This is a genomic window from Vibrio sp. Hal054 (assembly GCF_037162405.1).
GTDB classification, from domain to species: Bacteria; Pseudomonadota; Gammaproteobacteria; order Enterobacterales; family Vibrionaceae; genus Vibrio; species Vibrio diazotrophicus.
In genome coordinates this window covers 480,973-495,088 of sequence record NZ_JARLUT010000002.1, presented here as the reverse complement: position 1 = coordinate 495,088, position 14,116 = coordinate 480,973, and the positions used below count along the sequence as shown (strand labels likewise).

Genomic DNA, 14,116 nt, shown 5'->3' with positions numbered 1-14,116 from the left:
GGATGGTTACTTCAAAGTTACCTTGTTACCAAAAAGTGCCTTCTTCACAACTCGGTTTGAAGAGTATAGATTAATCAGCAAGTATCCTTCAACTACATAGTATCTTAAATATACTTAGGAGATTAGAAATGAGTAAAGTATTGGTCTTAGGCGCATCTGGTAATGTTGGTCGCCCTCTAGTAGAAGCATTATTGGCAAAGGGTGAGCAAGTGAAAGCGGCGTCACGCAGTGGAAAATCGTTCGGAGTAGCAGAAGGTGTGGTGTTTGATTACACTGATCCGTCAACATTTGAGTCAGCTTTTGACGGTGTTGACCGCGCATACGTCATGCTTGCGGGCGGTTATGTGGAATCTAAAGCACTGTTAATTCCAGTAATCGAAGCAGCGGCAGCGCGCAATGTCAAAGTGGTTTTCCAAAGTGTGTTAGGCGTGGATGCTGATGACTCTATCCCATATCGTCAGGTTGAAATTGCATTGGAAAACTCAGGTGCTCCTTACGTTATTCTTCGTCCGAACTGGTTCTCAGATAACTTCCACACTTACTGGAAAGCGGGTATTGACCAAGGTGTGATTGCCGTTCCTGCAGCAGAGGGCAAGTCGAGCTTTATTGATGTGCGTGATATCGCTGAAAGTGCAGCGGCAGTTTTGACCACAGATAAATTCGACAATCAAGCGTTCAATCTAACGGGTCCTGAGGCTTTCAGCTATGCAGAAGCAGCAGCTAAAATCAGTGCCGCGTTAGGTAAGCCTGTGCAGTATCAAGCTATGGAAGATGGCGCGTTTTGCGACATGCTGAAAGGGGTTGGTGTACCAGCGGATTATGCAGAATTTTTGACTTCAATATTCTATCCAGTTCGCGAAGGTTGGACTGCGGGCGTAAGCGACGCGGTACAGGTGTTAACTGGTAAGCCAGCGCGTAGTTTAGACACCTATATCAAAGATCATTTGGCGGATCTTGCATAATTAAAGGTGATAAAAAACGCCAGCAATGCTGGCGTTTTTGTCTATCAACAATGAACAATAGGAGAGTTAGTAACACTCTTCCAGAATGTTCAGTACTTCTTCTTTTGTCAGTTTTTTGTAGCCATTACCTAGAATAACGGTAGATTCTGCGATTTTTGGCAGCATCTCTTTGGTTGCACCGAGCTCCTCAAGTGACGTTACGATGCCACACTCTTTTGTGAATGCTTCTAATGCATCAATACCTTCAAGTGCGATTTGCTCTTTGGTTTTGCCTTCTGCTGAAACACCCCAAACCTGAGTTGCGTAACGTACAAACTTATCCAAACCAAATTTGTAGATTAGGCGATAGTAAGGCAGAGAAACCGCCGCCAGACCCATACCGTGAGCACAGTCAGTGTAAGCACCTAACTGGTGTTCAATCATATGAACTTGCCAGTCTTGAGTCTTAGAAAGACCTGTTACTGTATTGAGTGCCAAGGTTGCGTTCCACATGATGTTACTGCGAGCTTCGTAATCCTGAGGATTTTTAAGCGCAACACGTAGGTTATCGATAGAAGATTTCAGCAAGCTTTCGATGACGTAGTCGGTGGTGTTTGCACCTTGGTCAGAGAAGTACTGCTCCATTAGGTGCGACATTGTATCGAATACGCCACTCACCATTTGGTATTCAGAAACCGTGAAGGTGTACTCTGGGTTCAAAATAGAAAACTTAGGATATGCGATAGGTGGGAATACACGACCCGCTTTGGTTTTGCTCTCTTCGTGCGTAATAACCGAACCACCATTCATTTCTGAACCAGTACCGACCATAGTCAGAATTGAAGCAACAGGTACCACTTCGTTAGAAACGTCTTGCCACTCAATCCAGTATTTTTGGAACGGGTCTTGGTCAGTACAGTATGCCGCGACTGAAATGCCTTTTGCACAGTCAACTACTGAGCCGCCACCTACTGCCAGAATCAGGTCAACCTTGTGTTCACGCACAAGCTCAACACCTTCCATCATTTTGCTGTAAGTTGGGTTTGGCATAACACCAGAAAGCTCAACAACTTTCTTACCGGCAGCATTCAAGCTAGCGATAACTTTGTCGTACAAACCGTTTGATTTGATCGCATTACGACCATAAACCAGCATAACAGTGTCGCCGAACTTCGGCAGTTCGCTGTCTAATTTCGCCAGTGAGTCTTTACCAAAATGAATGGTTGTTGGGTTGTAGTAAGAGAAATCTAATTGCATTGTCACACCCTTCTTGAGAGTTACAGTTCGCGTATCGGCAAAGCCAGACGCTAACCGGTTATACATCCACATTTCAAAAGCAGATGACGTTTAGTATAAGAGATATTCTATATACAGAACGGTTACCTATGAATGCCAGATCCTCTCTTTGTTTTGCCTATTCTTCCAAAAATTCGCTCCACAGAAGAAATTATTGGCGTTAAACCATGTTAGCTTCGCGTAATGCTTTGATGTCTTTTGACGGTGGAGAGCCAAATAAACGGCTGTATTCGCGACTGAATTGAGAAGGGCTCTCATAACCCACTTTAAAGGTCGTCTCCATTGCATCAAGATTCTCTGTTAGCATCAAACGCCTTGCTTCACTTAAACGAAGTTTCTTCTGAAACTGAAGTGGGGTCATAGACGTCATAGAGCGGAAGTGTGTATAAAAAGCCGACTTGCTCATGCCACTGGAAGCGGCAAGTTCGCCCACGCTAAGCGGTTTCACAAAGTTGTTTTTCAGCCATTCGATGGCTTTTGAAATTTGATGGCTGTGACTGCCGTCGGTAACGATTTGGTTAAGCCTCGAACCTTGCTCACTCATCAGAAGTCGATAAAAAATCTCCCGTTTAATCACCGGAGCGAGAACTTTGATCGATTCAGGCTCATCCATTAAAGAAAGCAAACGGACAAAAGCATCAAGCAGTGGCTGCGACAGTGTACCGACAGCAATGCCTTTTTGTGCTTCTTTGTTTTGGGTACCAGAATAGTCACTGTCGACAATCAGTTGGGAAATTTCCTGTAAATCCAATTCTAAGATTAGCCCTAGATACGGCTTCTCTTTGCTCGCTTCCATAATGTTGGCGGTGATAGGAAGATTTACTGACGAAATCAAAAAATGGTTGGCGTCGTAGATGAAGCTGTCTCCACCTAATAGAACCTGTTTTTTACCCTGAGCAATCAGACAGATACTCGCATTATGAGTGTAACTGGTGGGCGGGGTTGGGGCTTCCCAGCGGCTTAACCTCAGCCCCGGAATGCCTGTGTCATTACCAAACTGGTTACTCGTTCTGGTCCATTTTTCGATCAAGCTACCTAATTTTGAGTGAGTGTCGGAGACAGGTGTTGTACGACTCATGGTGTTTCCTTTTAGCCATTTGCGAACCGCTGTGGCTAGATTTGTGAACAAGAGAATAGTGTAAGAATATTAGGCAAATCTATTTAATCAAGCGGGAATTAACATCGGTGACTAGTGCCGAATGACCTATATTGTTAATCCTTTGATATTTATGTATTAAAGCTAAGCAGTGAAGAGATCTCTGTATTTTGCAATGCCAGTTGTTTACACAGCACTGTGACTATTTGTGGATGATTAGGCAATTTTTCAAGTGGGTCAGGCGAATGAGTGTTAAGAAATCGGTGCAAATTTTCTTTCAGCTTGAACTGAAACGGGCATTTTAAGCGATAGCACCAAAGTGTTTAGTTACAATGTCACATATGTGGTCGAATTATCTATTTCAAAAAATAAGAGTGGCTAATTAGCCACTCTTTTCTCTTATCGTTCCGCTTCTGCAACCATTCGTTCTTGCTGCTGAAGTTGGTACATGGCTTTGTAGCGCCCGTGATCCACTTGCATCAACTGATGATGATTACCTTGTTCGATAAGATGCCCTTTATCCAGCACCAAAATACGGTCAGCGTGATGGATGGTAGACAGACGGTGCGCAACAACGATCAGCGTGACTTTGCCTCTCAACTCATTTAACGCTCTCTGTACGATTTGTTCTGTTTCACTATCGATGTTGGCTGTTGCTTCATCGAGCAGCAAAATCTTTGGTGAACCGGCTAACGCACGAGCAATGATCAACTGCTGTCTTTGTCCGGTTGATAATCTTAATCCGCCTTCACCTAGCTGAGTTTGATAACCGTCGGTCATTTGCATGATGACATCGTGCAAATGTGCCTGTTTGGCGGCCAGTTCAACAGCTTCTTGGCTCAAATTTCTACCCATATCGATGTTATCGAACACTGTTGTTGCCTGAACAAAAGGCTCTTGTGGGATAAAGCCAATCAACTGGCGCAGTGTTTGGGGTGCGTATTGGTTCAGTTCATGCCCGTCGATCTTGATTGAACCTGACTGCGACTGATAGAAGTTAAGCAGCAGGCTGAGTAACGTTGATTTACCACTGCCCGTATGGCCGACAATAGCGAAGAACTTTCCTGACTCTACGGTGGCATTGATATTGTGCAGCACCGGCTTGTCTACTTGGTAACTGAACGTCAGGTTTTCAATACTTAAATCACCTTGTTCAATGTGATTCCAGCGTACTTCTTTTTGTTCTGAAGAAGGCTCTTGCAGCAACTCGTACACACGATCACCAGCGACGACTGCCTGCTGATAAAGGCTGAAACGCTGAGTGATCTCAACCAGAGGTTCAGTAAAGCGCCCTAAGTAACTCAAGTAAGCGTATAGAACACCGACTTCGGCCACGCCTTCTACTACTTGCAAGCCAAAGAACCACACCACGCCAGCTAAGATCAGAATGCTTAACAAGTTAATCGCAGGACGAAGCAACATTGAGCCGACAATTACCGCTTTTAAACGTGTATCGTAATACTGGCTGTTAATCTGTTCGAACTGCTGCTGTTTATTTTGCTGTTGGTTGGTGGCTTGAATCACCGTCATACCGCTGATCGACTCGTTCATGGTCGAGTTAATATCAGAGCGTAGCTGACGGCTTTGCGTCACCGCTTTAACACTGAATTTCTGATAGAGGTAAATTAAGCTCACAACCGCAGGTATCAACGCCAGAGCCACCAGCATCAATTGCAAATCCAGTATTGCCATAGCGGTCAAGATACCAATCAGCAAAACCAAGTTGGCTAAGATATTCGATAAGAACTGCACATAGATATCTTTGATTGATTCGGTGTCGTTGGTAAGTCGGCTCACCAGCTGACCTGTACGTGAGTAGTCGAAAAACGACACAGGCAAGGTCAACACGTGTTTAAACAATCGCTTACGTATGTCTAACACCGCATTAAGCGCAATATCTAAAAAACGCAGGGTCTGTTGATATTTTAAGTAGGTGCCCAATAACACAGAAATGATGAACAGAGCGATAACGCCAACCACTGGCCAAACAGGGTAGTGATTCTGCATCACGAATTCATCGATAAACACTTTGCTCAGCATAGGGCCAAGCACGTCAAAACCGGTCGCGAGCACCACCAGTAACAAGGTTTTTATAAACAGTGCTTTTTCAGCGAAAACATAGCTCATCAGAAGCTTTATTGAGCCTGAGCTGTTTTTGTCTTTCATTGTGTTTGCCTTGCTCATATCAGCTCTTCCTCCAAAGCCTGCTCCATTTGCTGATAAGCCGCCATGCGTGAATACCAGCCATCAAGGCTAAGAAGCTGATGATGTTTACCGCGCTCAATGATTTCGCCATGAGAAAGTACAATAATCTCATCCGCGTGTTCAATGGCAGACAGGCGATGACTGACCACAACAACGGTTTGTTCTCTGCGTTGTTGAAGGTGCTTAATGATGAGTTTTTCAGTTTTAATATCAACGGCTGACAGGGCATCATCCAACACCAAAATCGGCGCTTGGCTAATTAAAGCTCGAGCAATCGAAATCCGTTGACGCTGACCTCCGGAGAGTGTGACGCCTCGTTCTCCCACAAGGGTCTGATAACCGTCACGGAACTGAAGTATGTCATCGTGAATCGCAGCCAGTTTCGCCGCGTGATAGACGTCTTCATCGGTCGCGTTTGGCATCCCAATACGGATGTTCTCCATGATGGTCATACTGAATAGGAAAGCATCCTGTGGGACGTAGGCATACAGACCGCGTAACTTCGCCAAAGGAATATCAGCTATCGAAACACCAGAAACGGAAATATCCCCTTGGGTAGATTCCCAATAACGCATTAACAGATGAAGCAGAGTCGATTTCCCTGAACCGGTTGCTCCCGTAACACCAAGCACTCGATTTTGCTCGACATTGAGTGATAGGTTTTTCAGTGTGCTTTGATTGGTGTCTGGGTAATCAAATGTCAGATCTTTTACTGCAAGCGCATAGCCTTCAGGCATTTGTGTGCCTTTATCTACAACGGAATCTGGCAATTTCAATAACGATTCCAAGCGACCAATAGCCGCGTTACCTCGTTGCAAAATGTTCATTAGCCAACCGAATGCGTACATTGGCCAAATCAGTTCAGATAAATACAGGGTGAAACTGGTGAGCTGACCAACGGTCAATCTTTCTTGGCTGATCTGCCAGCCACCCACGATCAAAGCAATCAGCAGTGCAGATCCAAGGCTGAGCTGAATAATTGGGTCGAACAGGGCTTCTGAACGCTGCACATTGTATGTAGTGCGAGCGGATTGCTGGGCAATTTGTGCAAACTTATCCGATTCAATTTCTTCACGCCCCATCGATTTGATCAAACGAATACCGGACACCGATTGTTGCGCCTGCTCGTTAAGTGTGGAGAAGGAATCGAGCGTTTCCTTAAACTGATGATGAATACGATTCGACAGTTTGTAGAAACCATATCCCATAAACGGAAACGGAATAATTGCTAAGATCGCCAGTTGCCAATCAATGAAAATAAACATCATGATCAGCACCAGAATAAAGGTCAGTAATCCATCGAAACCAGACAAGATACCTTCGCCAGCCGCGACTTCGACAGCATCGATGTCATTGGTTGCTCTCGCCATTAAATCGCCAGTCGAGTGGATGTTATAAAACGCCTGACCTTGGCGAAGAAGGCGGTGATAGAACTGTTCGCGAAGTATGTTGCCCAATTTATAAGAGGTGCCAAACAGCATTCTCCGCCATCCGTATCTCAGCAAGTACACAAGAATACTCACGCCTAACAACGCAAATAAATAGAATTCAGCCTGCGAGAAATCTTTGGTTTGTAGGAGCTTGTCTATGGCGTTACCAATAAGCCACGGTACCGCCATGTTGAGCATAGCGACGGCAAAAAGCATCGATAACGCGATGGCGTAAGTTAAACGATGCTGGCGGAAAAACCACTTTAGATGTTGATATAACTGCATTGTTTGTGTGTTCTTATATTTATAGAGTGTTTTTACACGGATGATTGTTGCAGGTTTTACCCAAAACAACTTTCTGTTGGAAAGGTTTAAAGTTGAGCAAATAGACTCTACCAATCTCAAGCGTGTTTTTAAATCGAAATTTTGACTGAATTCTAACGAATGAAAGTGCAGCGGTAGGAAATGGTGTAAAGGAGAATCGGGCTGTTAACAGCAAAAAGAAAAGAGAAGATATACAAGGGACGAGTTTAATCAAAGGCTGGGTAAGAAACATACCCAGCCAGCAGGGTCTTGTGGTTAGTACTTCTTATACAGAGAAAGTTTGCCGCTTTTATCAAACGCAATCACATTAAAATCTTTATAAGGCTGATTAGGCGCAGCCATACCCGGTGAATGTTGTGGCATTCCCGGAGCGGCTATACCTGAAATGTTCGCTGGACGCTCAGTCAGCAAACGCGCGATATCTGATTCTGGTACGTGGCCTTCAACCATGTAGCCGTCAATCACCGCCGTATGGCAAGACATCAACTGATTTGGCATACCAAATTGCTTTTTCACTGAACTCCAATCGTTTTGATGGTGTACGTTCACTTCGTAGCCTTTCTCTTCCATGATTGCTGCCCACTCTTTACAGCAGCCACAAGTAGGGGATTTGTAGAGCTCAATCGTCGGTTTTGCAAACACCGAAAAGCTGAAGGTGAGTGCAGACAGAGTAATCGCTTTCAATAGGGTCTTCATAATTCTTTCCTCTTGTGTGAAAGTTTCACTTCACATCAATGGTCAAGTGACTTTGATTGTAGTTTAGCGTGATAACCCCTTTACTTGGAGTCCAATCAATCGCTTTAGTCTCATAAGGGTTAAGTTGAACGGTTTTCTCTGAAGTTAACTGAGGCAGGGAAAGTTCAACAGGTTCAAATAGCTTATTAAAAACAACTAACTGGGCAGGGCTATCTGCTTCAATAGTGACGGTTGAACTGGTCGCGGTCTCTTCTATCGTCCACTCCACCAGAGTGATTTGCCCTAATGCTTCTAGGTATGCGGCCAGATTTTCTCTGTCATCGTTTGACAGTGTGCTGGCGAGAAGCTGCATAGTTGGTTCGTTAGCCAAGCTGTCATCGATGTCATTTAGCGTTTTGCCACGAATGTTTCCACCAACATTGCCTGCGCCGTTGGCAAACTGACCGTGACAAGCAACGCAGCCGTAACCGCCAGCGGTTCTGAAAAGCTGCATACCCGTTTCAACATTTGGCGATGTCTCTGCTTGAGCCGTTAAGCTCACCAAAGAGAACAAGGCGCCGACTATCAGGTTTTTTACACTGTTCATGGAATCGTTCATTTCTCCAACAGAGCCCCAACAGCTTACTGTCACTGTCGGGGCTGCTTGCCATTACAGGCTGATACTCTTCATCATGCCCGCTTCAGCATGACCTGGAATGTTGCACGCAAACGAAACATTTTTGTCACCGTGGAAGTGCCATGTAATTTGCTTCGCTTTGCCAGGTTCTACCGTTACTGAATTGCCCATGTCATGCATATGTTGACCGTTCATGTTCTTCATCATTTCACGGTGTTCAGTTTGTTCTGCAACTGAACCAATGTTGAACTCATGGTTTATTTTACCTGTATTCATCACAACAAACTGCACGACACTATCAGGCTCGATTTTCACTTCTTTATTGAAGGTGATTTTCATGTCATCAGAAAGCATCACGTGAACCACTTTGTCCGGTTTTGAACCCATGGCTGGCATACCGACATCAGACATCCCTTCCATGTTCATCATATTGCCATGATCCATCTTCATGTCATTCTTCTTAGCGGTTGGTGACATTTGGCTGTGGTCCATTTTACTGTGGTCCATTGAACTGTTGTTAGAACTGTTCATGGAACTATGATTTGAAGAACCATGGTCATTTGAATTTGAGTGGTTCATATCAGCAAAAGCGACAGAAGAGCTGATGGTTAGTGCGATAGCTAGAGTAAGTTTTTTCATCATTAATTCCTTATTCATTAATTCGGTATTTATTTGGTTTCACGCTGCTTCCACAGCTTAAAGATTGCAGGTATCACCAGCAGGGTAAGTAGTAAGGCTGAAGCCATTCCGCCAATCATAGGGGCCGCGATGCGTTGCATGATTTGCGAACCCGTACCATGGCCATACATGATGGGTACTAAGCCAATGATTACGGTGATAACGGTCATCATTACTGGGCGAACACGCAGCCCAGCCCCTTCGCGAATGGCGTTATTCAGGTCATCTTTGCTGAGTGGAATGTTACGTTCTTCGGCTTTGAGCTTGGTGTAGTGCCATGCTTGGTTAAGGTAAACCAGCATGATGACGCCTATTTCCACTGCCACGCCGGAAAGGGCGATAAAGCCGACTCCCACTGCAATAGACATGTTGTAATTGAGTGAGTACATCAACCATAAGCCGCCAACCATAGCCAATGGCAAGGTCGCCATGATAATCAGCACTTCACCTACGCGTCGGAAGCTGAAATAGAGCAGCAGGGTGATGATGGTTAATGTAATTGGAACGACGACACTTAAACGCTCTTTCGCACGCTCCATATACTCGTATTGACCAGACCATGCGAGTGAGTAACCTGCTGGCAACTTCAGTTCCTCTGCTACGCGTTTTTGCGCTTCAGACACATAAGAACCGAGATCTCGACCTTCGATATCAACAAACACCCAGCCGTTAGGACGCGCATTTTCTGTTTTGATCATCGGTGGACCATCTTCGTAGCGAATATCTGCCACATCCGCCAATGCTATGCGAGCACCGTTTGGCGTCACCAATGGTAGATTTTGCAGTTTCACTACCGAATCACGGTAGTCTTGAGGATAACGAACGTTGATAGGGTAACGCTCCAATCCTTCAATGGTTTCGCCCACATTCATGCCGCCAACGGCTGTGGAAACCACTTGTTGTACGTCTTTAATATTCAGTCCGTAACGTGCCGCTGCTTTGCGCTTGATATCAACAGTCACGTATCGGCCACCCGCAACGCGTTCAGCGTAAACCGATGCAGTACCTTCAACTTGGTTAAGAATTGGCTCCAACTGTGAACCTATACGTTCAATAGTGCTCAGTTCAGGGCCAACGATTTTGATACCAATTGGTGTTTTAATACCAGTGGCTAACATATCGATTCGGGTTTTGATTGGCATTACCCAAGCGTTAGTTAAACCGGGGAATTGAATCAGGTTATCAAACTCTTTACGCAGTGATTCTGTGGTTACACCCTCACGCCATTCTTCACGAGGTTTGAGCTGAATGACGGTTTCGATCATGGTGAGCGGAGCCGGGTCAGTTGCCGTATCTGCACGGCCGACTTTACCCCATACCGTTTTTACCTCAGGTACGGTTTTGATCAGTTTGTTGGTTTGTTGCAGTAACTCACGCGCTTTACCAATCGAGATACCCGGATAGGTGGTCGGCATGTACATCAAATCGCCTTCATCCAATGGTGGGATGAATTCGCTGCCCAGTTTACTGGTTGGGTAATAGGCGGACGCCATTAGCGCAACGGCCAATACCAATACCGATTTCGGGAATTTTAAGCTTAGGTTAAGCAGAGGACGGTAAAGACCTACCAGTGCTCGGTTAACTGGGTTTTTATGCTCAGGAAGGATCTTTCCGCGAATAAAATAACCCATTAATACTGGAACCAAGGTAATCGCTAAACCTGCTGAAGCCGCCATCGCGTATGTTTTAGTGAAGGCGAGAGGAGAGAACATTTTCCCTTCTTGACCTTCAAGAGCGAACACAGGCACAAAGCTTAACGTAATGATAAGCAGCGAGAAGAACAGCGGTGGACCGACTTCCTGCGCGGCATCGCCAATGACTTGCCAGCGGTTTTTATCCGTCAGTGGGGTGCGTTCTATATGCTTGTGTACGTTTTCAATCATGACGATTGCGCCATCCACCATAGCGCCTATGGCGATGGCTATTCCGCCCAGAGACATGATGTTGGCGTTAATACCTTGCCAGTGCATGACAATGAAAGCAGACAAGATGCCGATAGGCAGACTCAGTGCAATGACTAAAGACGAACGAATGTGGAACAGGAACAGCGCACACACGATCGCTACCACGATGAACTCTTCCGCTAACTTCTTCCAAAGGTTCTCAACAGCTGCATTGATAAGCGTAGAGCGGTCATAAGTTGGTACGATTTCTACACCATCAGGCAGGCCGCGCTGAAGCTCTTCAAGCTTGGTTTTTACGTTGTCGATCACTTGGCTCGCATTTTCGCCAAAGCGCATCACAATCACGCCGCCAACCGCTTCACCTTCGCCATTGAGTTCAGAGATGCCACGACGCATTTGTGGACCTAACGAAATGTCCGCAATATCGCCAAGTAACAGTGGGGTACCTTTGTTAGTCACTTTAAGCGGCAGAGACTGAATATCTTCAATATTGGTCAGATAGCCGGTGGTACGAACCATATGTTCGGCTTCTGCCACTTCTATCACCGAAGCGCCAGTCTCTTGGTTGCCGTTTTGAATCGCCATGTTGACTTGTTGAAGCGTCAAGTTGTAAGCGCGCAATTTGGCCGGATCAATCTGGATCTGATACTGCTTAACCATACCGCCTACGGTGGCCACTTCAGAGACGCCATCAACAGTTTGTAGTTCGTATTTTAAGAACCAATCTTGCAGGCTGCGTAACTGCGCCAAGTCATGTTGACCAGTTTTGTCTTGCAACACATAACTGAACACCCAACCCACACCTGTCGCATCTGGCCCCAGTGTTGGTTTGGCATTGGCTGGTAGCTTAGGCGCAACTTGGCTCAAATACTCCAGCACTCGCGAACGAGCCCAGTACATGTCGGTTTTATCATTGAAAATGATATACACGTAAGAGTCGCCAAAGAACGAGTAGCCACGTACGGTTTCAGCCCCGGGTACCGCCAGCATTGCGGTTGTGAGCGGGTAAGTAACTTGATCTTCAACCACTTGCGGTGCTTGTCCAGGAAAGCTGGTTTTGATGATCACCTGCACATCCGAGAGATCGGGAATCGCATCGACTGGCGTGTTTTTCACACTAAATAAGCCACCAGCCATAAGCGCAACCGTTGCCAGAAGGACAATAAAGCGGTTTTTCAGAGACCAGCGAATAATGGCATTGATCATTGTTTGCCTCCGATTCGCTCAATACTCTTCAGGGTGAAGTCGTTGTTCTGTTTCTGTACTAGAAATCGAACACGGTCACCTTCCTCCAGGCCGGACAGTTTAATATCAGGATCGACAGTGAAGTTCATTTCGCCCGCTTCCCAGTTCCATTCTGAAACCGGTAAGTGTTGAAGCGTGATCATACCGAAGTCTTGCATCAGCATTGTGATGTCGCCTTCCAGCCACACTTCGCCTGCTACGACGCTACCGTCTGATTTAATGTCGATGACCTGATACTGTCCATCCGGTGTTTTTTGCAGTTCAAACTCGACCACTTGTCCGGACTTAAGCGAATCAATATCAACATTATCGCCAGCAGTGAAGTTCATGGTCATGCCCGGCCAATTCCATTCAGGCACTGGCTGGTGGTTAATCGTGAGTGTGCGAGAAGAGGGTAAAATATCGCTGATTTCGCCTTTCGCCCACACACTTTCCATATCTACTTCAATACCATCGATACGAGCCAGATCCGCCGTTTGGCTCGATTCTGAATCAAGTAAGAAGTGCGCTGACGTTACAACTTTGCTTTGCTCAGTAAGACCTTGCAATACTTCCACTTTATCACCGGCTTCACGTCCGATTTGAACGCGCGCAGAGCGATACTTGCCGTCGCCTTCAGACAAGACTACTCGAGTCATTCCGCCAGAGCGGATCACTGATGATTTAGGAATTGTCAGTACCGATTCTTCCGTTACTGGCTGCAGCGAAATATTGGCGAACATATTTGGCTTTAGCTCGCCTTGTGGGTTAGGGAATTTTAGACGCAGACGTAAAGTACGGGTTTGCGGATCTAAGATAGGGTAGACGTAGTCAATTTCACCTTGCCATTCTTTGCCCGGTAAAGCATCTAACGTCATCTTGGCAGTGCTGCCAGCTTTAACCCAGTGTGACTGGCGCTCGAAGACTTCCGCATCAACCCATACATTCTCAAGTGGGCCAGCACTGATCACAGCCTGAGCGGGTGACAAGTAACCGCCTTCACGAACATTGAGATTAGCGATGATACCGTCAGCCTTTGCTTTGATATCAATCGACTGAGACGCTTTGCCACGTTTGACGATAGATTGAATTTGTTGACGATCTACGCCCAGCGTAACCAGTCTTTCGGTTGCGCCTTTGACCAATCCTTCTCTGCCTGTGCGATAGGCATTAATCAGTTCTTCTTGAGCTTTGACCAACTCAGGCGAGTAAAGAGTAAACAACACATCGCCTTTGTTTACTTTATCGCCGATTGCGTTGACGTTCAGCTTTTCAACCCAGCCTGCTACGCGCACGTTGGTTTGCCATAACTGGCTTTCATCGAAAGCCACATAACCCACGGTTTCAATACTTGGAGTAAGAGGTGTCATCTGCGCAGACGCCACTTTTACCCCTAAATTATTTTCAACGGCTGGGTCGATCTTAACGGTTCCCGGCGCTTGGTCTTGCGCCGCATCTTCTGCATAAACGGGGATCAAATCCATACCCATCGGTGATTTGCCCGGTTTGTCGCGTTTATAGTTCGGGTCCATAGGGGCAACCCAATACAGTGGCTCGTCATTGGATTTAGCTTGGCTTGATTGTTGTTCGTGCCCAGTACCATCTGTTTGAGAAGTGTGTATTTGAGACAACAGTGTTTGTGCACCAAAGCCCAAAGTTGCGCCGATAACAAGCGCGAGTGTTGTTACTTGAATTGTTTTCATTGT

At 45.9% G+C, this 14,116-nt stretch carries 10 protein-coding genes; 1 reads left to right on the top strand and 9 read right to left on the bottom strand.

What is annotated here, in order from left to right; all coding sequences use genetic code 11:
• The first annotated feature begins 128 nt into the window (after positions 1-128).
• Positions 129-962 (top strand): SDR family oxidoreductase, encoded by an 834-nt coding sequence (locus tag P4S58_RS18290; RefSeq protein ID WP_102954472.1) that lies wholly within the window; start codon positions 129-131, stop codon positions 960-962.
• Positions 963-1,028: 66 nt separating this feature from the next.
• On the opposite strand, the gene P4S58_RS18285 is transcribed toward P4S58_RS18290, so the two are convergent.
• The 9 genes from P4S58_RS18285 to P4S58_RS18245 form a co-directional block, all read right to left on the bottom strand.
• Positions 1,029-2,198 (bottom strand): iron-containing alcohol dehydrogenase, encoded by a 1,170-nt coding sequence (locus tag P4S58_RS18285; protein WP_102954473.1) that lies wholly within the window; start codon positions 2,196-2,198, stop codon positions 1,029-1,031.
• Positions 2,199-2,397: 199 nt separating this feature from the next.
• Positions 2,398-3,315 carry an AraC family transcriptional regulator gene (locus tag P4S58_RS18280; RefSeq protein WP_102954474.1) on the bottom strand — a complete coding sequence of 306 codons (918 nt, stop codon included), beginning with the start codon at positions 3,313-3,315 and terminating at the stop codon, positions 2,398-2,400.
• 417 nt (positions 3,316-3,732) lie between these two features.
• Entirely contained in the window at positions 3,733-5,517 is a 1,785-nt protein-coding gene (locus P4S58_RS18275; RefSeq protein ID WP_337165084.1) for an ABC transporter ATP-binding protein, read from the bottom strand.
• Complete coding sequence (locus P4S58_RS18270) at positions 5,514-7,253, bottom strand: ABC transporter ATP-binding protein (RefSeq protein WP_337165083.1); 1,740 nt, start codon at positions 7,251-7,253, stop codon at positions 5,514-5,516. Before P4S58_RS18270 ends, P4S58_RS18275 begins: the two co-directional genes overlap by 4 nt.
• 294 nt (positions 7,254-7,547) lie before the next feature.
• Positions 7,548-7,988, bottom strand: coding sequence for a DUF411 domain-containing protein (locus P4S58_RS18265; protein ID WP_102966758.1), 441 nt, complete (start codon positions 7,986-7,988; stop codon positions 7,548-7,550).
• A 25-nt stretch (positions 7,989-8,013) separates the two neighbouring features.
• A complete protein-coding gene (locus P4S58_RS18260; RefSeq protein ID WP_269349781.1) occupies positions 8,014-8,574 on the bottom strand; it encodes a c-type cytochrome in 561 nt (186 codons plus the stop codon).
• Between the two features lie 63 nt (positions 8,575-8,637).
• Positions 8,638-9,243, bottom strand: coding sequence for a copper-resistant cuproprotein CopI (gene copI / locus P4S58_RS18255; RefSeq protein WP_337165080.1), 606 nt, complete (start codon positions 9,241-9,243; stop codon positions 8,638-8,640).
• 29 nt (positions 9,244-9,272) lie between these two features.
• Positions 9,273-12,392, bottom strand: a complete 3,120-nt coding sequence (locus tag P4S58_RS18250; RefSeq protein ID WP_337165078.1) for an efflux RND transporter permease subunit — start codon at positions 12,390-12,392, stop codon at positions 9,273-9,275.
• The gene (locus P4S58_RS18245) at positions 12,389-14,113 is read right to left on the bottom strand and encodes an efflux RND transporter periplasmic adaptor subunit (RefSeq protein WP_337165076.1); all 1,725 of its coding nucleotides are present in this window, start codon (positions 14,111-14,113) and stop codon (positions 12,389-12,391) included. The genes P4S58_RS18250 and P4S58_RS18245 overlap by 4 nt, the downstream gene beginning before the upstream one ends.
• Between the last annotated feature and the right edge of the window lie 3 nt (positions 14,114-14,116).

Excerpts from the sequence above, each read along its gene's own strand:
- P4S58_RS18290 (WP_102954472.1), top strand. The coding sequence starts at position 129 with ATGAGTAAAGTATTGGTCTTAGGCGCATCTGGTAATGTTGGTCGCCCT.
- P4S58_RS18280 (WP_102954474.1), bottom strand. The coding sequence starts at position 3,315 with ATGAGTCGTACAACACCTGTCTCCGACACTCACTCAAAATTAGGTAGC.
- copI (WP_337165080.1), bottom strand. The coding sequence starts at position 9,243 with ATGAAAAAACTTACTCTAGCTATCGCACTAACCATCAGCTCTTCTGTC.
- P4S58_RS18265 (WP_102966758.1), bottom strand. The coding sequence starts at position 7,988 with ATGAAGACCCTATTGAAAGCGATTACTCTGTCTGCACTCACCTTCAGC.
- P4S58_RS18260 (WP_269349781.1), bottom strand. The coding sequence starts at position 8,574 with ATGAACAGTGTAAAAAACCTGATAGTCGGCGCCTTGTTCTCTTTGGTG.
- P4S58_RS18275 (WP_337165084.1), bottom strand. The coding sequence starts at position 5,517 with ATGAGCAAGGCAAACACAATGAAAGACAAAAACAGCTCAGGCTCAATA.
- P4S58_RS18250 (WP_337165078.1), bottom strand. The coding sequence starts at position 12,392 with ATGATCAATGCCATTATTCGCTGGTCTCTGAAAAACCGCTTTATTGTC.
- P4S58_RS18245 (WP_337165076.1), bottom strand. The coding sequence starts at position 14,113 with ATGAAAACAATTCAAGTAACAACACTCGCGCTTGTTATCGGCGCAACT.
- P4S58_RS18285 (WP_102954473.1), bottom strand. The coding sequence starts at position 2,198 with ATGCAATTAGATTTCTCTTACTACAACCCAACAACCATTCATTTTGGT.
- P4S58_RS18270 (WP_337165083.1), bottom strand. The coding sequence starts at position 7,253 with ATGCAGTTATATCAACATCTAAAGTGGTTTTTCCGCCAGCATCGTTTA.